We start from the raw sequence: 22,331 nt of genomic DNA on the forward strand, positions 1-22,331 counted from the left end.
ATAGAGCATGGCAAATACTTATGATTTTGGCCTAGTAGGCTTAGGGGTAATGGGTAGAAATTTTATCCTCAACGTAGCCGATAATGGTTTTACTGCCTTTGGCAACGATTTGGATAAGGAAAAAGTGAATGCTCTGATAGAGGAAGGAGGTGATACCGCCAAGGTCAATGCGGATGTTGATGCTTCTAATTTTGTGAAAGCCCTAAGCATGCCTCGTAAAATCATGCTTTTGGTACCGGCTGGAAAAGTTGTGGATATTGTTATTGAATCTCTTTTGCCTCATTTGGATGAAGGTGATATTATTATTGATGGAGGAAATTCGTTTTTTACCGACACTGATAGAAGAGAAGCTTATTTAAAAGAGAAAGGCATCAACTTCTTTGGTGCGGGAGTTTCTGGAGGAGCCAAAGGTGCTCGAAAGGGGCCAAGCATAATGCCAGGAGGTTCAAGGGATGCTTACCAATACGTGAAACCCATTTTTGAAGCGGTTGCCGCAAAATACAAAGGAGAGCCCTGTGTTGCATACCTTGGACCAAAGTCTGCTGGGAATTATGTGAAAATGGTCCATAACGGCATCGAATATGGATTAATGCAACTGACTTCTGAAATATATGACCTTTTAAAAAAAGCCGGAGGGCTTACCAACGAGGAACAGCATAAAACCTTTGCAGAATGGAATTCGGGGAGGTTGCAGTCCTTTTTGGTCGAGATTACTTCCGAGATTTTGACCCAGAAAGATGATTTGACAGATGGTGACTTAGTGGATATGATTTTGGACAAGGCAAAACAGAAAGGCACAGGAAAATGGACTTCCCAAAATGCAATGGATTTGGGTATTCCAGTCCCAACAATAGATATTGCTGTAAGCATGCGAGAGATTTCAGCTCTTAAGGATGAGCGCATCAAAGCCGACGAAATTTATGATAGACCCTCTCCGGAATCTGTTGTAAAAGACACATTGACCAGTAAAGCAGAAAAAGCCCTGTATTTTGCGTTTATCATGGCCTACGCCCAAGGCATGCATCAATTAGCCGATGCAAGTAAAGAATATGGTTACGAGCTGGACTTGGGAGAAATCGCTAAAATCTGGAGGGCCGGTTGTATCATCCGAGCTGCGCTATTGGCAGATATTACCGATGCTTTTAAAGCACAACCCGATTTACCAAACTTGTTGTTATCACCTTCATTCACAGAGAAGGTAAAAGAAACCGTTGCTGCTACCCGTGAACTGGTAGCTTACGGGGCCACAAGTGGCATACCACTTCCAGGGCTGTCCAATGCGTTGACTTATTTTGATGCGTACACCAGCAGCAGACTTCCCCTAAATATGATTCAAGCACAACGAGATTATTTCGGTTCACACACCTATGAAAGATTAGATCGGGAAGGTATTTTCCATACGGAGTGGGAAAAGTAGAATGTGCCTATGGCTAAAATGACTATGCCTTTTGAAGTCAATGATGACCCTGCACGGAAAGAATTCTTGGTAAATCAGCTTACAGCAATTCTGATGGACCTTGATGAAGACTTGAAACCAAATTGGGGCAAAATGAGTCCCCAGCAAATGGTGGAGCACTTGATTTGGACTTTTGACATTTCGCTTGGGATAATACAAGTGCCCTGCTCTACCCCGGGAAACAAAATTGAAGCTTATAAAAGATTCTTGAAGAGCAACCTGCCGACAAAACAAAATTTTAGGAACCCCATTCTAGGAGGTGTCTTACCCGAATTGTACTTTGAAAGCCTAAAAGATGCCATTAAAGGTCTTCAGAAAAAGATAGGGTTCTTTTACGATTCCAATCGCCCAAGTGCAAAAGAGGTACAGAACCATCCTATTTTTGGTCCCTTGAATTTAGAGGAATGGGAACGTAGCCATTACAAACATTGCTTTCATCATCTTCAACAATTTGGGCTCTTAGAAGCAGAATAATAAAAGTATACATTCCAATTTTATATTCAAATATTTGTGTAACCAAATGATTACATATATATTTGTAACCATTCAGTTACATTTATAATGCGAAGAGATGTTTTTCAAGCCATAGCCGACCCCGTTCGAAGGGATATCATTCAACACCTTTCGCAAAATGCGATGACCGTGAATGTGGTGGCAGAAAAGTTTGATATCAGTAGACCCGCCATTTCAAAACACCTTAGGGTTCTTGAGGAATGTGGTATCATTTCCATTCAACAAAAAGGTAGGGAGCGTTACTGCATCATTAATCCCAAAGCCTTGATTCCGGCTTTTCTTTGGATTGACCAATACCGTAATCTTTGGGAGGAAAAACTGGACTCTTTTGAAAACTACCTTAATCAATTACAAAATAAATCGGATAAAAATGTACAATAACAATCTACCCAAAGGCCGAACACTAACCCTGGAAAGAACCTTCAATGCTCCTCTTGAACTAGTATGGGCTGCATGGACCCAACCTGAACACATTGCCAATTGGTGGGGACCAAAGGGAATGGAAACCAAAGTATTGGAGCATAATTTTGAAGTAGGCGGAAGCTGGAAATATGTCATGAAAATGCCAGACGGAAACGAGTTTGTCGCGGACGGGGTGTATTCTGAAATTGTACATCATCAGAAAATTGTAACCAGCGCGAACTTTAAGCCCATGACCGAAAATGTGAAAATCCACTCAATTTTTGAAGCAGATGGTGAAAAAACCAAGTTTACTTTTCATTGTGTGCATGAAACCGAGGAATACTGCAAACAACAGGAACAAATGGGCTTTTACAACGGATGGGGCTCCGTGTTTGAGCGTTTGAACGAGTTTCTCCAAAATCGTTAAAAGCGAAAACCTTAAAACCCTAAGGGTTTAGATTGTTTTTCAAATAGCCGAAGACGTATTCCTTGTACTTTCCACCAATGGGAATCTCGAGGGATGTTATTTCAATATCACGTGCGGTGTAGGCCGTTACTTTTCGAGAATTTATCACATAAGATCGGTGTACCCTAATAAAGTGCGAGGGTAAATCCTTTAGAATGTTGCCAAGTTGTTCCTTTATTACCAAGGATTCGTTAGGCAAATGAATACGTATGTAATCCTTAAAGCTCTCGATATGTGATATTTTATCAAATACTACTTTAACCTGCTTCTTATTACTTGAAACAAACATAAAGTCCGGATTAGGACTTTCTATTTCAACCTTCGAAACACTCTGAACACTATGGGTCAATTTATTGATTGCCTTTAAAAAACGAGAGAAAGTAATTGGTTTTAATAAGTAGTCCACGGCTTCAAATTCATAACTATCTAAAGCGTATTGCCTGTAGGCCGTGGTAAAGATAACCTTGGGAGCATTGGATAGTGTACCCAAAAAATCGAGACCGGTAAGTTTGGGCATTTGAATATCCAAAAAAACAACATCGACTTTCTTTTTGTTTAAAAAATCACTCGCCTCCAATGCATTCTTGAAAGAACCCAATAACTCTAAATAGGGAATTTCAGCAATGTGCCCCTCCAGAAGTGATCGGGCCAACGGTTCATCATCAACAAGAATACATTTAATCATTGGACGAGGCGGTGTTTATATATAACTTAACCTTATAACTATCCCCTATATCCCGACTTTCAAAGCTGTAATCGCGGTAAAGTCGCTCTAATTGCTGTTTCAAATTGGCAACCCCTATACCTTTAGTGAAGCCCGTGTTGTCTGACATAGTATTCAATTCCTTGGTATTCTTAACCTCAAAATAGAGAAATTTGGCTTTAAGATAAAGATGAATATCAATTTCAGGCTGCTTCACTTGACCGCTCGCCCCATGTTTAAATGCATTTTCTACTATGGACAACAATAACAAAGGTGCAATTCGTAGTCGTTGGTGTTTGCTTTTGTCAAAGTCAATTCTGCAATTCAAAACAATATCGTCACCAAATCGAATTCTTTCCAAGTCAATGTAATTCTGTATCAATTCAATCTCGTTTTCAAGTGGAACGTACTTTTCATTGCACTTATACAAAATATAGTCCAACATATTAGAAAGTGATTCCACCATTCGAGGAGCTTTGTCCGACTTTTGAACCGTTAAGGCATAAAGATTATTCAGGGTATTAAAAAGAAAGTGCGGATGTATTTGTGATTTTAAGGCATCCAGTTCTGCTTTGTTTTTGTCGCTTTGTAACTGAAGTTTCTCGCGTTCTATTTCATTTCTTTCATATGCCATTTTCGTGAATGTCATCGCAAAGGTTGCCATAAGCAATGCAGGCAAATAACCAAAGAATAGGGAGTCCACATCTGTAAAAATTTCCAAAACAGATTCTTGTGAAAAGGATCCTTTACGAAAAATAGGTTCATATAGGTAGACATTCACAAGTCGGTCAAAAGCACTGGCAAAATAAAAAAGTGCTACGGAACTCAAAGTAAGGAGAATATATTTTCTAACTCGATAAAAAGAAGGAACCAGGTAATAGTTAAACCCATAGACCGCCAAAAGCATTGCAGGTAGTCTTTTCAAATTCTGTAGCATTAGCAGCAAAAGGCTTTGGTCATTACCATCCTTAAAGAATTGTATCAAGGTGAAACTGGATAATAGAATAAGCCAAAACAGTACATGCGATGAGATTCCCTCATCCAGTATTCGCTTTTTCATTTTAGTATTCACTGACATTAAAACTCAAAAGTAAACAAATAACACAGTGACAATTCCAATTGTAGACCAATCTTGAATTGCCGATGTTGAAATCGGGTTTATTGCCAACGAATCCAATTAAACTACATGAAATAATTGTATAGGGGTACTAACTGGGCAACGGTCTATTTTTCAATTCGGCAAGGGCATAACACCTCATATTTGATGTATGAAAAAATTGAAACTCACCAAGTTCATCCGCAGGATATTGCTCGTATCTGGAACACTGTTCGTTTTGTGGCTCACTTGGAGCATTTATTATTACAGCACCTTCACTAAGTTTCCTGAAGTACAATTCCCAATCACGGAAGAAGTTTCGAATCCGGAATATCAGAACTCGATTCAACAGGCAAAAAAACATCTGCAGGGAGCAAGCAAAAGACTTGATGTTCCCTCCTTTTCCATAGCAGTTGGTCATAACGGCAAGTTAATTTGGTCAGCCGCCGAAGGGTATGCGAATGTAGAGGAGCTTATTGTAGCAACCACCTTGACCCAGTACCGGATTGGCAGCACCTCAAAAGCAATTACAGCTACTGGTATAGCCAAATTAGTGGATAAAGACCGGTTAAAACTCGACGCGGTAATTGGTGACACCATTACGAACTGGACACGCAAAAAATGGGATTTTACACTCAGACAATTGCTAAGTCACACCGCAGGTGTTGGAAACTATGAAGACTTTGGTTTGGCATCAGGAAGATATACCCTTTGCAACTGCAACCAATTCAATTCAGCGTCTGAAGGCTTAAAGGTCTTTGACCGATATCCTTTGTTATATAAACCAGGTTCAGACTTTGCCTATTCCACTTTCGACATCAACCTATCCAGCGTTGTTCTTGAACAAGCTGCTGGTCAGCCCTTTTTGGATTACATGCGGGCGAACCTCTTTGATGTCTTAAAAATGAAGAGTACCTATGCCGACCATTCCCAACCCAAAACAAAGCACTTGGCCACTTTTTATGAAACCTCGGATGGTTCCTATCGGGAATACCGTACCATGGGCATACGACACGATGTCAACCTTAGCTACAAGTGGGCGGGCGGTGGATTTATCTCCACTCCTACTGACTTGGTCAAGATGGGAAGCGCATGGCTGGCAGACAGCACTTTTTTATCCAAGGAAACCAAAAAGGAATTTTGGACTCCTGTTAGGCTTTCGAACGGAAAGGTTAACCAACAAGAATATGCCTTGGGATGGCGTTCATGGCTCAAATATGAAAATGAATCCCTAATAGATGGAAAACCCATTTGGATGGTTCACCATGGTGGTGTGAGCAAGGGTTCCATGAATTTTCTAGTACTATTTCCTGATTATGGCTTGGTAGTGGATGCATCAATCAATGCTCGGGCAGAACATTTTGGAATTTTTGCCAAAGAGGTGAGAAAAATAGCAAATTGTTTTTTGAAAACTTTGCCAAAACAAGAATCAGTACTATTTCACGAAATAAGCAAACAGCGTTAGCGCCACGTACCATACTTGACAATCATTTTTTCGAAAAACTTAGAGGGTTGTGATTTTTTTATACGCTTGTAGTGTTCTAGTTAACTAACACACCATAATGTTAAACTGTAAACAACTTCAATTTAATTATCCTAAAAGCCACCCAATCCTTAAATCGGTGGATTTAAATTTTGATTCAGGAAGCATTTATGGCCTATTTGGAAAAATGATGAAGGGAAAAGTACATTGATGAAATTAGGGTGAGCCATGACCGAACTTCAGTTTCATTTGAAGGTATTAAAACTAATGCACCTTTGAGAATAATTCTGGAACAAGACAGTTTGCATAAGATTCAGGTAGAAGCTCCAAATCATCTAATCGATTCGGTAAAGACGTCTTTGGTAAACGATACCCTGCTAATAGAGACTCGAAAAAATGTTAGAAAAAAAAGACAATGTTGTTGTTAAAGTAAAACTTAGGTCACTTCATCGTCTAAAACTAGATGAGTACAGTGTTATCGTATCCGAAAATGTCATTTCAGGTAAGGAATTACACTAAGAGCTAAGAGGTCACAGTTCCGCGCAGCTACAACTTCAATTTGGGTACATGTTTTACAGCAACTCGTCAGATGGAACTGTGGATATCAGTGGAGATATAAAGAATATTAAAATCGTTAACGTACAAAAAGAGTAATCAGCCATTTATTCATCAATCAATCATCATTCATCAATCAAAAAACGAACAATCAGGTTATCAAAAACAGAAATCATTGCAAGTAATTCATTCAAAAAAAACTTTGTACCGCATAATGAATGGGTACTACGATTATTCCTTGCGATGGGCGGCGTGTGACTTTTTAAAATTGGGCTTATGTTTTGGCTTTTGGTAAACAATGGCCCAGTAGGTTTTGATCCCGTAACCTTTAGAGGTCCATTTCTAGCTTTCCTAGATTTGGTCAATATTTGATGCCCTTGGCCATCGCCGAGATGCATATTCGTGCAAGGAAAACGAAAAAACTTAGTTTGCAAATTGATACTACACTTATCATTCTGATATGCACTTTGATAATAATCATAGGTACCTTTGCAGCTACTATGGGCATGTGGTTACCTAGACTAAGTTAATCAGGCTACTTGCTCAAGTACATTTTCCTTCTTGAGTACAGATTATAGAAATCATCATCCTTTAAGCTATCAATAAAGAGAATGCTTTCTCCTGTACTCTTCATTTCCGGTCCTAGATTTTTATTAACGTTCGGAAATTTGTTGAATGAAAACACGGGCTGTTTAATAGCGTAACCATCCAAATGTGGATTAAAATCAAAATCTTTGATTTTCTTTTCGCCCAACATCACCTTAGTGGCAAAGTTCACATAAGGCTCTCCATAGGCCTTCGCGATAAAAGGAACCGTTCTCGATGCCCTAGGATTTGCTTCAATGATGTATACGGTGTCGTCTTTTACGGCAAATTGAATATTAATCAACCCCACAGTGTTCAAGGCCAGCGCAATTTTCTTCGTATGGTCCTTAATTTGCTGCATCACAAATTCACCTAAGTTGAACGGTGGTAAGGTGGCATTGGAATCCCCTGAGTGGATTCCACAAGGCTCAATATGCTCCATGATACCAATAATCTTCACTTCGTCCCCATCACAAATAGCATCAGCTTCTGCCTCAATGGCTCCATCCAAATAGTGATCTAATAACAATTTGTTGTTTGGAATCTTGCGTAGTAAATCCACCACATGAGATTCCAATTCTTCTTTGTTGATTACAATCTTCATTCCTTGACCACCCAATACATAGGAAGGTCTTACCAAGAGCGGGAAATTCAGTTCCTCTGCCAATTCCAAGGCCTCATCAGCGGTTTCAGCTACTCCAAACCTCGGATAGGGAATGTTGTTTTCTTTTAAAAGTGTAGAGAAACTGCCTCTATCTTCTGCTAAATCCAAAGACTTAAAGCTGGTCCCAATAATATTGATACCGTATTTATCCAACTTTTCAGCCAGTTTCAAAGCAGTCTGTCCACCCAATTGAACAATTACCCCTTCTGGTTTTTCATGAAGGATGATATCGTAAATGTGTTCCCAGAAAACTGGTTCAAAATATAGTTTGTCTGCAGTATCAAAGTCTGTGGATACCGTTTCTGGGTTACAATTAATCATAATGGTCTCGTAACCACATTCAGCAGCGGCCAAAACTCCGTGGACACAGCAATAATCAAACTCAATCCCCTGCCCTATTCTGTTGGGTCCAGAACCTAGCACCACAATTTTTTTACGATCGGTCACATCGCTATCGTTGGCAACATATCGTGTTCCGTCCGGTCTTTCTATCTCTTCTTCAAAAGTGGAATAATAGTAAGGGGTAACCGCCTTAAATTCAGCAGCACAGGTATCCACCAATTTGTATACCCTGTTTATTCCCAGATTGGTTCGTTTCTTATGCACCTCACTTTCATAGCAATCCAACATATGAGCTATTTGCCTGTCCGCAAATCCCTTTTGCTTTGCTTCAAGTAATAGGGATTTGGAAAGGGTTTCAATAGTGTATTTAGATATTTCCTTCTCCAAATAGTGTAATTCCTCGTATTGTTTTAGGAACCACATATCTATTTTGGTAATATCGTGAATGGTCTTTAACGGTATGCCCAACTGAATGGCATCATACAGTACAAAAACCCTATCCCAACTTGGAACTTTTAGTTTTTGAATGATTTTATCATAGTCGGTATATCCTTTTCCATCGGCACCCAATCCATTTCGTTTGATTTCTAGTGACTGAGTGGCTTTGTGCAAAGCTTCCTGGAACGAACGTCCTATCCCCATTACCTCACCTACTGATTTCATCTGTAGCCCCAATGTTCTGTCCGAACCTTCGAACTTATCAAAGTTCCATCTAGGAATCTTTACAATAACGTAATCCAAAGTAGGTTCAAAAAGAGCGGATGTGGACTTTGTGATTTGATTCTGTAACTCATCCAAAGTATAGCCTATGGCCAATTTCGCAGCAATCTTCGCAATAGGGTATCCGGTTGCTTTGGAAGCCAGGGCCGAAGAACGGGAAACCCTTGGGTTAATTTCAATAGCGATGATATCTTCTTTTTCATCTGGACTTACCGCAAATTGTACGTTACATCCACCCGCAAAATCACCGATACTTCGCATCATATGAATGGCCATATCACGCATGCGCTGGAATGTTCTATCGGATAAGGTCATAGCTGGAGCCACTGTAATGGAATCTCCGGTATGAATCCCCATAGGATCCATATTTTCAATGGTACAGATAATGACTACGTTATCATTCTTATCCCGAAGTAATTCAAGTTCATATTCTTTCCATCCCATCAAAGCCTTATCTATCATCACCTCGTGAATAGGTGACACTTCAAGAGCATGGCTAAGTTGATTATCAAAAAGTTCGGGGTCATGCACAATGGAAGCTCCTGCACCCCCTAAGGTGAAAGATGCCCGTATCACCAAAGGAAATCCAAACTCTTGCGCGATTTCTTTTCCTTTTAAAAACGAAGTGGCAGCTGCCTGCGGAGGCATTCCAATACCGATTTTCAACATTAACTCCCTAAACTTTTCACGATCTTCCGTAATGTTTATGGCATCAATATCAACTCCTATAATCTCAACCTCAAAATCTTCCCAGATTCCCTTCTCGTCCGCTTCAATACAAAGATTTAATGCTGTTTGTCCTCCCATGGTAGGTAGAACCGCATCAATATTTGGGTGTTTCTTTAAAATCTCAATAATTGATTTTGTATTAAGAGGTTTCAGGTACACATGGTCTGCCATTGAGGGATCTGTCATAATAGTAGCCGGATTGCTATTAATTAAAATAGTTTCAATGCCGTCTTCACGCAGTGAACGCAACGCTTGGCTTCCTGAATAATCAAACTCGCAGGCTTGGCCTATGATAATTGGGCCAGAACCGATAATTAAAATGGACTTGAGATCGTTTCTTTTGGGCATTCCTTTTTTCTTAGTTGTATTTCAATCGCTAAAAATAGGTCAAAAAAAAGGTGCTAAACTTGGAAAGTAGCACCTTTAATTTAAAAGTTATTGACAGCACATTATTTTTTGTGTCTTGGCTCTGATGAAACAGTTAATTTCTTTCTTCCTTTAGCTCTTCTACGAGCAAGAACCTTTCTGCCATTGGCAGTAGCCATGCGCTCTCTAAAACCATGCTTGTTTCTTCTCTTCCGTTTCGACGGCTGATACGTTCTTTTCATTTCCGAACTTTTTTATAAGGATTTAAAAATGTGGAAAAGCTTCCAAAATTTCTGGGCGCAAATATACGAAGAGTTTTTACTTCGACAAATGGTTTCTAAAAAATGTTTGTGTTAGTTTTGTCGCATCAATACAAACTTCATGAATTTCAATAAATTTTTTGGCATTTTCATGCTTATAGGTATAATTGGTCTTTCACCTATACAGGTCCTAGGGCAGCAAAAACTAGCTTATAGTTTAAAAAAAGATGATTCATTTAAGATAAAGCAAGAGGCCAAACAGCTCATCATTCAAGAACTGGAAGGCGCCAAACATGAGCTAACCAATGATTTGGAAGCCATTTTCACTTTTAAAGTAGCAGGAGAAACAGCATCTAATTATATTATTGAAATGGCCTTTGAGGATTTTGGAATGAAAACGACCTCAAATCTACAAGGTGTGCTTATCAATGTAAAGGCTTCCGAACCTGAAGCAGGGGACCTAATGTCTGAGATGTTTAATGGGTTGATCGGGTACCAGCTTGAAATGATTATGCAAAAAGATGGAAAAATCATAGAAGTCAGTGGTGGAAATGAGTTGGTTGAAAATATGATAACAAAAGCAGGCATTACGGACGACTTTACCAAGAATCTGATGCGTGAATCATTAAGTAAGGAGTTTAGCTCTGACGGGCTGGCTAAAAGCTTCGAACAAATGACCTACTTTTACCCTACTGAGCTTGTCTCGGTCGGTGACACTTGGAACAACGAATTTAACGGCAAATTGAAAGCCAAAAACAATTGGACATTGGAAAAATTGGATGCAGATGGCTCCTCCATTTCGGGCACATCCGAAATAACAGTGGATACTGTGGAAAATGGCACTACCATGGCTCTAGCTGGAAACCAACAAACCTCTATAACAACCAATGCGGAAAATGGTTTTATAAAGGCTGTTACAAGCGAAAGTCTGGCGGAAGGTATTTCAAAAGTAGCCAACTTAGGTGATGTGGAAATTCCAACCTCAATCAAATCAACAATTACCTACGAACTAATACAATAATCCTATGTTCAATAAGAATATAAAACTGGTTTTAGCTTTTTTGATAATTGCATATGCAGGCTATCAGTTTGTAGAAGGCTATATTGGAAATGGCATAGCCTTGATTTTTCTGTCCCTCATCTTTGTTTTCCTTTATTTTAGAAATGAAATTATTCTACTCGCCTTTTTAAGAATGCGAAAGCAGGATATGGAAGGCACTCAAAAGTGGTTGTCCAAGATTAAGAATCCTGAGTCTTCCCTCATCAAAAAACAACAGGGCTATTACAATTACCTACATGGCATTATTTTTTCCCAAAAGAATTTAACCCAGGCTGAAAAATATTTCAAGAAAGCTTTAAAGTTGGGATTGACCATGGATTACGATGTGGCCATGGCAAAGTTGAGTTTAGCTGGTATTGCCATGCAAAAAGGTAGAAGACGTGAGGCAACTACCTTATTACAGGATGCTAAAAAGTTGGATAAAAATAATATGCTGACCGAGCAGATTAAAATGATGCAGCAGCAGATGAAGAAGGGGCCACAGCAGGCTAGAACGAGGTATCGTTAATCCTTTCGATATAAATAAAGATGCATCGACAGATGCAAAAGGTTTAAGGCTCTAAATCTTTAGTATCCCAATTCATAAATTGAATCGCATTTTCATAAAAGATTTTGCGTTTGTCTTCTAGCGATAAGAAGTCATATGAATTAAGTGTATTTATGCTTATTTCAATGGCGTGAGGCCATACCATTTGATCTGTACCGTATAATACCCTGTCAACAAGGTTATAATTTTTTGCTTTTCTAAGAAAACTTTCCGCATAGTCTTGGGTTATAGGGTCAACCCAAAGTAAAACACCTAAATCTACATAGAGCTGAGGATACATTTTCATTAGTCTAAGGGCGTGTTCATAAAAAACTTCGCCGGCGTGCATCATGTAAATACGTAGTTTGGGATATTTGATTAAAACGTCTTCGATTTCAAAAGGATCTCCAAGTTGCATCCGAAAGTTTGGACAGCACATATATGCTATTCTAGGAGGTCCACCTCCAGTATGAATGGCAACTGGTACATCATAGCGCTCGCATATATCGAGAAAGGGCTCAAAATCAGGATGTGAAAGCGTGTAACCGTCGTAAACAGCTCCAATTTCTCCAAAAACCTTCATTTTTCCTGACTTAATCATGTCCAAAAAGGCAATGGTATCTTTCGGAGGAGCATGTGCTTGATAACCCGGGACAATAACCTCTTTCTTCATCTCCAACAATCCAAGCGGAGGACTTGTAACTGCCTTCACAATATTATGCTTTGCTATCAACCTGAGCATCTCCTTATGATAATCCTCAAGACTTTCCGGTGACATAGTGCCATCAGGTGCAGGTGCCTGGAAATATCTTTCTTTTGTATAATCGTGCAGGTGCATATCAATAATCGGACCTGTATATTTTTCTTGTGACCTTAAAGGAAAAACTATAATCAGCAGTATCAAAGTTGGAACTAAAACTCTTGGGGTCATGTTGTTGAATTTTTAGCCCAAGTTAGCAGGGTCCGTAGATTTATAATTGTAAAAATCGGTACTCTTTGCCTTTATATTTTGATATTTCCGGGATGAAATACCTGAAAAATGCTTAAAGTCTTTAATGAAATGAGATTGGTCGTAGTATCCATTTTGATAGGCTATTTCCGTTAACGACAACCCATGAAAGGTATTTATTTGAAAAGCCGCTCTATTAAATCTTGTGATTTTTCTATAATATGCTGGGGAAAAACCGATTTGATTTGAAAATAGTTTTCTAAACCCCCTAGGAGTAAGACAAATTTTTCCACTGACATCATCCATTGAATATTTATTTTGACTAAGCAATGCAATTGAATAAGGCATGCGTGGGTCTATTACACTATTTTTAAGCTTGTTTGTCATAAAACTTTCCATTTTTTCAAATACTTCATCAGTAGAGTTCGATTCAGAAAGTTCATTTCGTATTACTTCACATTCGCTGGGTTTGAAAAGCATTTCCAAATCCACATGTGAGTTATACATTTCATGCATAGGTATTCCCTTAAATGCATAGAGTCCGTAGGAATTGAATTGGATTGTTACGAAACGGAGTTTAGTAGCTACCCTTAGGTTTGCTATAGAAGTACAAACTATAGAAACTCCATTATCCCCATGTCCAGTTGGAAATTCCATTTTATCTCCCAAACAAATCGCCATATTGGTAGTAGCATTGGGAAAGATGGACAGCCAATCTTCGGATGAATCCCTTTCTTGAAATTCAACATAACTGAAGAAATTAATTACCTGTCGAAGTTGATGACTGTTTGGTATGTACAGTTTTTGTATCAAAGTTATTTGTCTGGCTTTCATAAATTTATAAAAACCTGAACATTTCTGAGATATTTAGCCAAAAACAATATCCTTTTCTAGCAAATCAAAATGGTTTAGTAACCGATAAAAGAAGTCCGGAGCAGATAAGAACTAGCAATTGCTAACCTCCCATCTTGAGGTTCTGCCGATTTATCGTCCTGAACTCGTCTCTCGATAATACCCCTTATTCGGGATTTCGACCACATAGGTTTTACCCGAAGTGTTGTTCAAATGCGGTTCGCGCAACCATGGGTTGTGTCTTTTCAAAATCTTGTAATTGATTTCGTAAAGGTGTGCAAAATCTGCCCAACTGGTCACAGAAGAGTCAACCTCAACCGTAAACGTAGGCACGGAATTGTATAAATCCTTTTTTTCTACTTGAAATCCATATTTTTCTGGATTGGAAAGAATCTCTTTAATTGCCATTATACGAAATACGTATCGCCCGGTTTCTTCTCCTAATAAGAGGTCATAGTAATCATCAGCTTTTTGAATGCGCATGTATTTTTGAATTCCTCCAGGTCCTGCGTTATAGGCCGCAGCAGTCAAAGTCCAACTGCCAAATCTACTTTTCCATTTTTTTAGATAATCACAGGCAACTTGGGTCGCCTTTTCAATATGATAGCGTTCATCTACATTAGAATTGACCTCAAGGCCATATTCCTTACCCGTAGTTTTCAATATTTGCCAAAATCCTCGTGCGCCAGCAGGTGAAACAGCATTTTGAAGACCACTTTCGGCCACAGCTAAATATTTAAAATCATCCGGAATGCCATTTTTGGCAAGAATAGGTTCTATAACTGGAAAATATTTATGGGCTCTTTTCATCAAAAGAATAGCATTGGATTGCCAATAAGTATTTACCAAAAACTCTCGGTCCACACGTTCTAGAATTTCAGGATCTTCCAATGGCACAGCTTCTCCTGCAAAGTTTAGGTCGTCCGGTATTTCAATTGCACTGATTTGGTAACCATCGCTCACATTTTTATCTAAAATAATTGCCTTTTCTAAAGCCACTTTTTCCTCGGGAGTGGATTGTACGGCAAAAATCAAGCTGCCTGCTACTACCAATAATCCAATACCTGCCAATATATTCTTTATGTATTTCATATCCTCCTTTAATTTCAATAAAGATACTATATAGAACTCCCTTCTTCTAAAATAATTGCGGGAAGATGTTCATTGAACCATTTTGTCCGATATACGATCATGGCATGTTTTCCATTTTTTACTGGAATACAATTCTTTACGATGCTTATTGGAAATACATTGTCCAAGGTGCCATGAATATGAACCGTATTGGGTAACGGTTTTGTTTGTTCCCAATTGACCATTTGGTCTATGGCCCAGTCTATATATTTTTTATCTCGCATTGATAGGTATTTTTCATAGAGTTCCAAACGTTTGGTCACGGTTTCTCCAAAAGCATATCTTGCCAATACCTCTATATTGGTAACCATTCCTGTAGGAAGCAACTTATGTGCCTTGGTGTACTTTGCGAAAATCATTTTTCTTGGCATTTCGCTTTTGCACTTTACACTGGAAACAACTATCACCTTTCTATATGGTACCATTTTCGCCATTTCTTGCACCAATAAACCTCCGAAAGAAACCCCAAGCAAAACTGGGTTCTCATGATGTACCTGTTTCAGCATCTGCTTTGCATAATCCTGAAGACTCATTCTCTTTTGAGGTATAAACCAATCCAACTTATGGGTTTCAAATTGGTTTTGAGGTAAGTTGAGGCTATTAAAAATGGATGAATTGGCCGCCATTCCCGGCATAAGGTATACATGGATTTTATTGTCGGGCATTTCTCACCAATTATCGAATTGGCTAGGAAATTAAGGATTTTTTGACTAATTTTGTATCCCTTTGTGCAATAGCCCCGCTGTTATACATCTTGCAAAAGCTTAAATTTTATTTACCTCGTAGTAAGTCAGTTGCGTAAAGCCAATTTAAAACAGAACTATATGACAGAAATGGAAGTTAAGGACAATAGTTTCTTGCGTCAATTCGAAACTCAAGTGGATGGCCACTTAGCAAAAATTGAATATTCTTCTCAAGAACGCAAAGTCTTCTTGACGAAGCTGGTTATTCCAGAAGAAATTACCGAAGAAGGCTTCAAAGAATCCTTCATTAAAGAAGTTCTTCACCAAATTCAAGAAAGAAACCTAAGGGTTGTACCTACAAGTCCGCACATTGCAGGTTTCTTAAGAAAGAACAGACAATACAAAGAGATGCTTCCCGTAGGGATACGTATCTAATATGTTTTGAAAAGAATTAAGAACCTCTCAAGTTTGAGAGGTTTTTTTATGCCATAATGTTTTGAGCAACAAACTCAAATCGTACAAGGCCATCTTCACTAATTTGAGTCAACTCCACCTCATGCAAGGTATTGACCAGTTCAGGGTCCCAAGGAGCTTTTACCTTCACATAGTTTTCTGTAAAACCATGAATATATCCTGATTTATTCTCTCCTTCAAACAAAACGGTCCGGATGCTTCCCAATTGATTTTCATAAAAAGCCCTGCGCTTTTTAGCCGATAACCCTCTGAGCATTTTACTTCGCTTGGCTCGTACATTTTTAGAAACCACTCCATCCATTTCAGCTGCCAAAGTATTGTCTCTTTCGGAATAGGTAAAGACATGGAGATAGGAAATGTCCAATTCATTGAGAAAATTGTAGGTTTCCAAAAAATGTTCATCCGTCTCACCTGGAAAACCAACAATTACATCCACTCCTATACATGCATGAGGCATAGTTTCTTTGATTCTAGCAATGCGTTCCACATATAAATTGGTCAAATACCTTCTTCTCATTAACCGCAATATGGCATCGCTCCCGCTCTGCAATGGTATATGGAAATGAGGCACAAACGTCTTGCTTTTAGCTACAAAGTCGATCGTCTCGTTTTTCAATAGATTAGGTTCAATGGATGAGATGCGAAGCCTATGGATACCCTCTACTTCATCCAATGCGTTAACCAGGTCCAAGAAAGTGTGTTCATGTCTTTTATTACCGAACTCACCTTTCCCATAATCACCAATGTTTACTCCAGTAAGTACAATTTCTTTGATTCCCTTTGAAGATATTTCGGCAGCATTACTTAATACATTCTCCAAAGTATCGCTTCTAGAAATTCCACGAGCTAGTGGAATGGTGCAATAGGTGCATTTGTAGTCACAGCCATCTTGAACCTTTAAAAATGCTCGGGTTCTATCGCCTATGGCATAGCTGCCTACATAAAAATTCGCTTCGTCAATTTCACAGGAATGTACTTCTCCCCTATCATTTTTGGTGAGGTCATTTAGGTAATCTGTGATTTTGAACTTTTCCGTTGCTCCTAATACCAAATCCACCCCGTCCACATCGGCCAATTCTTCTGGTTTTAGCTGCGCATAGCATCCTACAGCAATAACAAATGCATCTGTATTGGACTTCTGGGATTGCTTTACAATAGTTTTGAAGCGTTTATCTGCGTTTTCGGTTACGGAACACGTATTGATAACATAAATGTCCGCTTCTTCCGAAAAGTCCACACAATCAAAACCCTCATTTTCAAAACTTCGAGCAATGGTAGAAGTCTCAGAGAAATTGAGTTTGCACCCTAACGTATAAAAAGCAACTTTATTACTCATTTAACTGCTTCAATTTGAGGGTTCAAAGATACACATTCAATATATTTATCAATACCCCACTGGATTCAGTTTTGATATCAATCCAAGGTGATTATCATTAGAAAATGATATATTTCAAATACCATAAATTTACATTTATAGCAAACATCCCTTTTGCATCCCTTACTTCAACATATCAACCGCCAAACAGAACTTAAAGAGAAGGATTTTGATGTTTTTATCAATATTTTTAAAACCGGTGACTATACTAAAAACCATCTCCTTATTCAACCAAATCAAAAAATTGAACATCAATATTTTGTTTTAAACGGTTGTTTGAGAACTTACTTGATAGATTCCTCCGGGAAGGAACATACGATGCAGTTTGCAGTAGAAAATTGGTGGGTAAGTGATTATTTGGCTTATTACAAAAAAGATTCATCAATCTTTTTTGTCGAGTGTATGGAAGATTGCAGGTTAATGAGGGTTCGTAAAAGCGATTTAGAAGAGATTTTCCAAACCATTCCTGTCATAGAGAGCTATTTTAGACTCCAGCTTGAAAACGCATTTGCAGCATTCCAAAAACGCATTTTATCTTCTCTCAACCTTACTGCACAAGAGCGTTATTCTCAATTTATAAAGATTTATCCAGACATCGAAAAAAGGGTTAAAAATTATCAAATCGCCTCCTACCTTGGAATCACGCCAGAGAGTCTTAGTCGATTACGGAAAAAACGCATTTCAAAAAACCAAGACTAGCTCTGTCTTTATTTCTTACCATAGGTCAATTTTTTCCATCCATAGGCCAACTAGTTTTACCACCAAATTTTAAATAAAAACAAATAAGATGAAGAAAATAGTTTTTGCCTTAATGGTATTTTTTTCGACCCAGTGGATTACGGCGCAAAACCTTAAAAAAATATGGGAAGTAAAAACATTGGAAGCTCCAGAATCAGTGGTTTACCACAATGGAGCGTATTACATTTCCAACGTATCGGGTCAACCTGGTGAAAAAAATGGAAAGGGATTTATTACCCAATTAGATGCTAACGGTAAAATTGTGGAGTTGAAATGGGTGGAAGGTTTCAACGCTCCAAAAGGTCTTGGAATTTTTGATAGCTATTTATATGTAGCCGATATTGATCGTGTAGGTATGGTGAATCTAAAAACAGGCTCAATAGAAAAATGGTATGAGGCTCAAGGAGCTACTTTCCTTAATGATATCGAGATTGGCCCAACGGGTACGGTTTATATTTCCGATACCTTCGGAGGAAATGCCATTTATAAGATTGAAGAGGATACCATTGAGCTTTTGATAAAAGATGAAAAGTTAGATTACCCTAATGGTCTAAAATTGGATGGAAACCTACTATATATTGCCACTTGGGGTGTTGTCACTAATCCAGAAACATTTGGCACAGATGTTCCAGGCGCATTGATTTCCTTGGACCTACTAGATAATTCAATAAAAAAAGTGACTGGTTCTTTTGGAAACCTGGATGGACTTGTCCGTTATAAAAATGGTTTCATAGTTTCTGATTGGATTTCGGGCAAAATATCTTTTGTTGACTCCAAAGGTGAGGTAAATAACTTGAAGCAAATAAATCCAGGCACTGCAGATATAGAATACTTGGAAAAAGGAAGTGTTCTTTTGGTTCCGCAAATGCTGGATGGAAAGCTGGCTGCTTTTATTTTGAATTAAAGCCTTTCATATATCTAAAAAAAGCTCCTAATTAGGAGCTTTTTTTCATACTGTTATGATACAATGATTTGGCATTAGTCTTTTCGCCACTTTTTGGTCAACTCAAAAACATGGTTGAGAATCCCTTCTTCGACATCATCAAACTCGACTTTTCTGCGTTTCATCATCGCTGTGGAGGCTTCATAGGCCTTTTTGGTAAGATATGTAGTAAACCCGGAAGCCCCTCCCCAAGTAAAACTCGGAATAAAATTTCTGGGATATCCACTTCCAAAAATATTGGCGCTTACACCAACAACCGTTCCTGTATTGAACATGGTATTAATACCACATTTACTATGATCCCCCATAACTAAGCCGCAAAATTGAAGTCCAGTTCTAGCAAAGCCTTCAGTTGTATAATTCCACAGTCGTACTTCGGCATAATTATTTTTAAGGTTGGAAGTATTGGTATCAGCTCCCAAATTGCACCATTCTCCTAAAACAGAGTTGCCCAAAAACCCTTCATGCCCTTTGTTAGAATACGCAAAAAGCAAGGAGTTGTTAACTTCTCCACCAACCTTACAATAGGGACCAAAAGTACAAGGACCATATATTTTGGCTCCCATTTTGAGGACAGCATTATCGCAAAGAGCTAATCCACCGCGCACAATACAGCCTTCCATAATTTCGGCATTCTTACCAATATAAATAGGACCTGAAGAAGCGTTTAAAATACTAAACTCAACCTTAGCTCCTTCTTCCAAGAAAATATGTTCTGGATTAATTACTTGGTTTGTGGTGGATAAAGGTTGGCTTTTCCTGTCTTGGGTCAATAATTCAAAATCTGATCGCAGTGCTTCTCCATTTTTAGAAAATATATCCCAAATATGATCAATAATGAGGGTGGACTCCTCCCATTCAACTCTTTGATATCCCGAAGCGTCAAACTGCAAAGATGGGTCTGCCGTATTATAGGCAATCAGTTGTTCATTGAGATAAAGTGCTTCAGATGGGTTCAATCGAGCTATCCTTTGAGTCAAGTCTGTATCTGGAAGTACATTCCCGATTATCACTATATTTTCCGAGGCTACTTTTAAGGGAAACTTTTCGGATAGATAGGATTCCGTTTTGAAGCTTACCCGCTCATTCAAATGCTTTTCCCACTTTTCCTTGATGGTAAGGATTCCGATTCTTAAGTCAGCTACAGGTCTTGTAAAGGTAAAAGGCAAGAAGGAATCTCTATGGTTCCCATCTGAAAGGATATAGTTCATGGTTGATGTTTCAGTGATTCAAAAATAAAAAATGCCGCTGAGAGTTTCAGCGGCATTTCATTTATCTGTAGAGAAAACATCTATTCAGCTTTCTTCTCTTCCTTGCTAAATTTCTTATACTTATTCTTGAACTTATCGATTCTACCAGCAGTATCAATCAACTTCGTCTTACCAGTGTAGAAAGGATGTGAAGTTCTAGAGATTTCCAACTTTATCAGGGGATATTCAACACCATCTACGGTAATGGTCTCCTTAGCTTCAGCAGTGGACTTGGTAATAAACACATCTTCATTTGACATATCCTTGAAAGCCACTAATCTATAATTCGATGGATGTATATCTTTTCTCATGATTTGTAATCTCAAAAATTCCGGGTGCAAATTTAATCATTTCTTTTTTACCAACAACTCAAAAGGCATAAAAAAGAAAAATTCTATCTTATCAATGTAACAAAACTACTTTTTGTTTCACTAACCTCTCGAAACAACGCTAAAAATTTCAAAAAAATGGAAGAAAATCAACCTAAAACAGGACAATATGCCCTCAAGTTTGGAGGCATATTGGGCTTGGTCTCCATAGTATTCAATGTAATGCTAATGAGCCAAGGACTTCATTATGAACAAACATTGCCCATTCAGTTAATCGGGATAGCAATTCTTGCCGTGGTGGTCTTATTTGGAATATCACAATACAGAAAAGCAAATGGAGGCTATCTTATAATGAGTGATGCCCTAAAACTGGGTACAGGTATTGCCATAGTAGCTGCGGTAATAGGTCTTATCTATTTTTTTGTGCTATCCAACGTAATTGAGCCTGATTATATGGATAAAGTATACGAAATAGGAAGACAAAAAGCATTAAATGACAATCCCAATCTAACCGCAGAACAAATTGATCAAGGAATTGAAATGCAGAAAAAGTTTGCATGGATTGCGTATCCCGTAATCTTGATTATCCAAGCAGTAATAGGTTTGGTTGTAGGACTCATTGGTGGGTTAATTTTCAAAAAAGCAAAGCCCGCCTACTAAGTCAAAAAATGCTACTTTTGAAGGGAATTCCAGAATTGAACAATGCAGATTTCCATTGTAATTCCCTTACTTAACGAAAAGGAATCCCTTAACGAACTTCATGATTGGATTGTACAAGTGATGCAATCCAATCATTTTTTATATGAAATACTATTCATAGATGATGGCAGCACGGATGGTTCCTGGGATGTTATTGAAGAACTCACCGAAGCGAACAACAATGTTCGCGGAATACGTTTTCTAAAAAATTTTGGCAAGTCGCAAGCCTTGCATGCAGGATTCAAGGCAGCTGAAGGAGATGTGGTCATCACGATGGATGCCGACTTACAAGACAATCCGGAGGAAATTCCAGATTTGGTCGGTCTCATTCAAAATGAAGGCTTTGACGTGGTATCTGGCTGGAAAAAAAAGCGATATGATTCTGTAATCACCAAAAACATACCTTCCAAACTTTTCAATTGGGCTGCCCGTAAAACCTCGGGGCTAAAATTACACGACTTTAATTGTGGTTTAAAAGCATTTCGTAGTGATGTTGTTAAAACGATTGAAGTATCTGGCGAAATGCACCGCTACATTCCAGTGTTGGCAAAAAATGCGGGGTTTCGGAAAATCACTGAAAAAGTTGTGCAACATCAAGCCAGAAAATATGGTAACACAAAATTCGGTGCGGAACGTTTTATCAATGGTTTTTTGGATTTGATCACCATATGGTTCGTATCTAAATTTGGACGCCGTCCCATGCATTTGTTTGGAGCTTTAGGAGTACTTATGTTCATTGTAGGTTTCGGGTTTTCGCTTTATTTGGGCATTGATAAACTGTTTATCAATAAAACTGGCCGCCTAATAACCGATAGACCTCAATTTTACATAGCACTTACCGCAATGCTTATCGGGACACAATTCTTTTTAGCTGGTTTTTTGGGAGAAATCATGGTACGTTCCCGTAAAAATGATACCAGATATACCATTGCCGATAAAATTAACTTGAAGGAAAGTTCCTAAACCAGAATCTTCGTAATTT

The 22,331-nt window shown here is 38.5% G+C and carries 24 protein-coding genes; 13 read left to right on the forward strand and 11 right to left on the reverse strand.

Going from position 1 to position 22,331, the window contains the following annotated elements:
* Window positions 1-7 precede the first annotated feature (7 nt).
* The 4 genes from gndA (at window position 8) to ACOKFD_RS05035 (ending at window position 2,798) form a co-directional block, all read left to right on the forward strand.
* On the forward strand, window positions 8-1,417 hold the full coding sequence (gndA, locus tag ACOKFD_RS05020) for an NADP-dependent phosphogluconate dehydrogenase (protein WP_422860242.1): 1,410 nt from the start codon (window positions 8-10) through the stop codon (window positions 1,415-1,417).
* Window positions 1,418-1,426: 9 nt separating this feature from the next.
* Entirely contained in the window at window positions 1,427-1,930 is a 504-nt protein-coding gene (locus ACOKFD_RS05025) for a DUF1569 domain-containing protein (RefSeq protein ID WP_422860243.1), read from the forward strand.
* Window positions 1,931-2,017: 87 nt separating this feature from the next.
* Window positions 2,018-2,350: an ArsR/SmtB family transcription factor gene (locus ACOKFD_RS05030; protein ID WP_422860244.1), complete on the forward strand. Its 333-nt coding sequence runs from the start codon at window positions 2,018-2,020 to the stop codon at window positions 2,348-2,350.
* Window positions 2,340-2,798: an SRPBCC family protein gene (locus ACOKFD_RS05035; protein WP_422860245.1), complete on the forward strand. Its 459-nt coding sequence runs from the start codon at window positions 2,340-2,342 to the stop codon at window positions 2,796-2,798. The genes ACOKFD_RS05030 and ACOKFD_RS05035 overlap by 11 nt, the downstream gene beginning before the upstream one ends.
* 19 nt (window positions 2,799-2,817) lie before the next feature.
* Here ACOKFD_RS05035 and ACOKFD_RS05040 read toward each other — a convergent pair whose 3' ends face one another.
* The gene (locus ACOKFD_RS05040) at window positions 2,818-3,522 is read right to left on the reverse strand and encodes a LytR/AlgR family response regulator transcription factor (RefSeq protein WP_422860246.1); all 705 of its coding nucleotides are present in this window, start codon (window positions 3,520-3,522) and stop codon (window positions 2,818-2,820) included.
* Entirely contained in the window at window positions 3,515-4,600 is a 1,086-nt protein-coding gene (locus ACOKFD_RS05045) for a sensor histidine kinase (protein ID WP_422860247.1), read from the reverse strand. The genes ACOKFD_RS05040 and ACOKFD_RS05045 overlap by 8 nt, the downstream gene beginning before the upstream one ends.
* 208 nt (window positions 4,601-4,808) lie before the next feature.
* Here ACOKFD_RS05045 and ACOKFD_RS05050 point away from each other — a divergent pair, with 208 nt between their 5' ends.
* Together ACOKFD_RS05050 and ACOKFD_RS05055 are read left to right on the forward strand one after the other, a co-directional pair.
* Entirely contained in the window at window positions 4,809-6,101 is a 1,293-nt protein-coding gene (locus tag ACOKFD_RS05050; protein WP_422860248.1) for a serine hydrolase domain-containing protein, read from the forward strand.
* A gap of 239 nt (window positions 6,102-6,340) precedes the next feature.
* The gene (locus ACOKFD_RS05055; RefSeq protein WP_422860249.1) at window positions 6,341-6,547 is read left to right on the forward strand and encodes a GIN domain-containing protein; all 207 of its coding nucleotides are present in this window, start codon (window positions 6,341-6,343) and stop codon (window positions 6,545-6,547) included.
* A gap of 662 nt (window positions 6,548-7,209) precedes the next feature.
* Here the strand turns inward: ACOKFD_RS05055 and carB are convergent.
* Both carB and rpmH read right to left on the reverse strand, forming a co-directional pair.
* Window positions 7,210-10,062, reverse strand: a complete 2,853-nt coding sequence (gene carB, locus ACOKFD_RS05060; protein WP_422860250.1) for a carbamoyl-phosphate synthase large subunit — start codon at window positions 10,060-10,062, stop codon at window positions 7,210-7,212.
* 101 nt (window positions 10,063-10,163) lie between these two features.
* Window positions 10,164-10,322: a 50S ribosomal protein L34 gene (gene rpmH / locus ACOKFD_RS05065; protein ID WP_082433296.1), complete on the reverse strand. Its 159-nt coding sequence runs from the start codon at window positions 10,320-10,322 to the stop codon at window positions 10,164-10,166.
* Window positions 10,323-10,461: 139 nt separating this feature from the next.
* Between rpmH and ACOKFD_RS05070 the strand changes: the two genes are divergently transcribed.
* A complete protein-coding gene (locus ACOKFD_RS05070) occupies window positions 10,462-11,361 on the forward strand; it encodes a DUF6263 family protein (protein ID WP_422860251.1) in 900 nt (299 codons plus the stop codon).
* 4 nt (window positions 11,362-11,365) lie between these two features.
* Window positions 11,366-11,908: a DUF2892 domain-containing protein gene (locus ACOKFD_RS05075; RefSeq protein WP_422860252.1), complete on the forward strand. Its 543-nt coding sequence runs from the start codon at window positions 11,366-11,368 to the stop codon at window positions 11,906-11,908.
* A gap of 43 nt (window positions 11,909-11,951) precedes the next feature.
* Here the strand turns inward: ACOKFD_RS05075 and ACOKFD_RS05080 are convergent, their stop codons facing one another.
* The 4 genes from ACOKFD_RS05080 to ACOKFD_RS05095 all read right to left on the reverse strand — a co-directional run bounded on the left by ACOKFD_RS05080 (window position 11,952) and on the right by ACOKFD_RS05095 (window position 15,523).
* Complete coding sequence (locus ACOKFD_RS05080; RefSeq protein WP_422860253.1) at window positions 11,952-12,857, reverse strand: amidohydrolase family protein; 906 nt, start codon at window positions 12,855-12,857, stop codon at window positions 11,952-11,954.
* A gap of 12 nt (window positions 12,858-12,869) precedes the next feature.
* Window positions 12,870-13,709 carry a helix-turn-helix domain-containing protein gene (locus tag ACOKFD_RS05085; RefSeq protein WP_422860254.1) on the reverse strand — a complete coding sequence of 280 codons (840 nt, stop codon included), beginning with the start codon at window positions 13,707-13,709 and terminating at the stop codon, window positions 12,870-12,872.
* A 150-nt stretch (window positions 13,710-13,859) separates the two neighbouring features.
* Window positions 13,860-14,819 (reverse strand): lytic transglycosylase domain-containing protein, encoded by a 960-nt coding sequence (locus ACOKFD_RS05090; RefSeq protein ID WP_422860255.1) that lies wholly within the window; start codon window positions 14,817-14,819, stop codon window positions 13,860-13,862.
* Window positions 14,820-14,845: 26 nt separating this feature from the next.
* Window positions 14,846-15,523 (reverse strand): YqiA/YcfP family alpha/beta fold hydrolase, encoded by a 678-nt coding sequence (locus ACOKFD_RS05095; protein WP_422860256.1) that lies wholly within the window; start codon window positions 15,521-15,523, stop codon window positions 14,846-14,848.
* Window positions 15,524-15,682: 159 nt separating this feature from the next.
* Here ACOKFD_RS05095 and ACOKFD_RS05100 point away from each other — a divergent pair, with 159 nt between their 5' ends.
* Window positions 15,683-15,976 (forward strand): GNAT family N-acetyltransferase, encoded by a 294-nt coding sequence (locus ACOKFD_RS05100; protein WP_298999201.1) that lies wholly within the window; start codon window positions 15,683-15,685, stop codon window positions 15,974-15,976.
* Window positions 15,977-16,022: 46 nt separating this feature from the next.
* On the opposite strand, the gene mtaB is transcribed toward ACOKFD_RS05100, so the two are convergent.
* Window positions 16,023-17,351, reverse strand: coding sequence for a tRNA (N(6)-L-threonylcarbamoyladenosine(37)-C(2))-methylthiotransferase MtaB (gene mtaB / locus ACOKFD_RS05105; protein WP_422860257.1), 1,329 nt, complete (start codon window positions 17,349-17,351; stop codon window positions 16,023-16,025).
* A 153-nt stretch (window positions 17,352-17,504) separates the two neighbouring features.
* Between mtaB and ACOKFD_RS05110 the strand changes: the two genes are divergently transcribed.
* Window positions 17,505-18,089, forward strand: coding sequence for a Crp/Fnr family transcriptional regulator (locus ACOKFD_RS05110; protein WP_422860258.1), 585 nt, complete (start codon window positions 17,505-17,507; stop codon window positions 18,087-18,089).
* An 88-nt stretch (window positions 18,090-18,177) separates the two neighbouring features.
* Window positions 18,178-19,032, forward strand: a complete 855-nt coding sequence (locus ACOKFD_RS05115) for a hypothetical protein (protein ID WP_298999204.1) — start codon at window positions 18,178-18,180, stop codon at window positions 19,030-19,032.
* A 74-nt stretch (window positions 19,033-19,106) separates the two neighbouring features.
* On the opposite strand, the gene ACOKFD_RS05120 is transcribed toward ACOKFD_RS05115, so the two are convergent.
* Window positions 19,107-20,282 carry a GlmU family protein gene (locus ACOKFD_RS05120; protein ID WP_422860259.1) on the reverse strand — a complete coding sequence of 392 codons (1,176 nt, stop codon included), beginning with the start codon at window positions 20,280-20,282 and terminating at the stop codon, window positions 19,107-19,109.
* Between the two features lie 80 nt (window positions 20,283-20,362).
* Complete coding sequence (locus tag ACOKFD_RS05125; protein ID WP_298999206.1) at window positions 20,363-20,632, reverse strand: type B 50S ribosomal protein L31; 270 nt, start codon at window positions 20,630-20,632, stop codon at window positions 20,363-20,365.
* A 156-nt stretch (window positions 20,633-20,788) separates the two neighbouring features.
* Between ACOKFD_RS05125 and ACOKFD_RS05130 the strand changes: the two genes are divergently transcribed.
* Both ACOKFD_RS05130 and ACOKFD_RS05135 read left to right on the forward strand, forming a co-directional pair.
* Entirely contained in the window at window positions 20,789-21,310 is a 522-nt protein-coding gene (locus ACOKFD_RS05130) for a DUF4199 domain-containing protein (protein ID WP_422860260.1), read from the forward strand.
* A 42-nt stretch (window positions 21,311-21,352) separates the two neighbouring features.
* On the forward strand, window positions 21,353-22,312 hold the full coding sequence (locus ACOKFD_RS05135; protein WP_422860261.1) for a glycosyltransferase family 2 protein: 960 nt from the start codon (window positions 21,353-21,355) through the stop codon (window positions 22,310-22,312).
* Window positions 22,313-22,331 lie beyond the last annotated feature (19 nt).

This window comes from Flagellimonas ulvae (genome assembly GCF_049333175.1).
Classification (GTDB): domain Bacteria; phylum Bacteroidota; class Bacteroidia; order Flavobacteriales; family Flavobacteriaceae; genus Flagellimonas.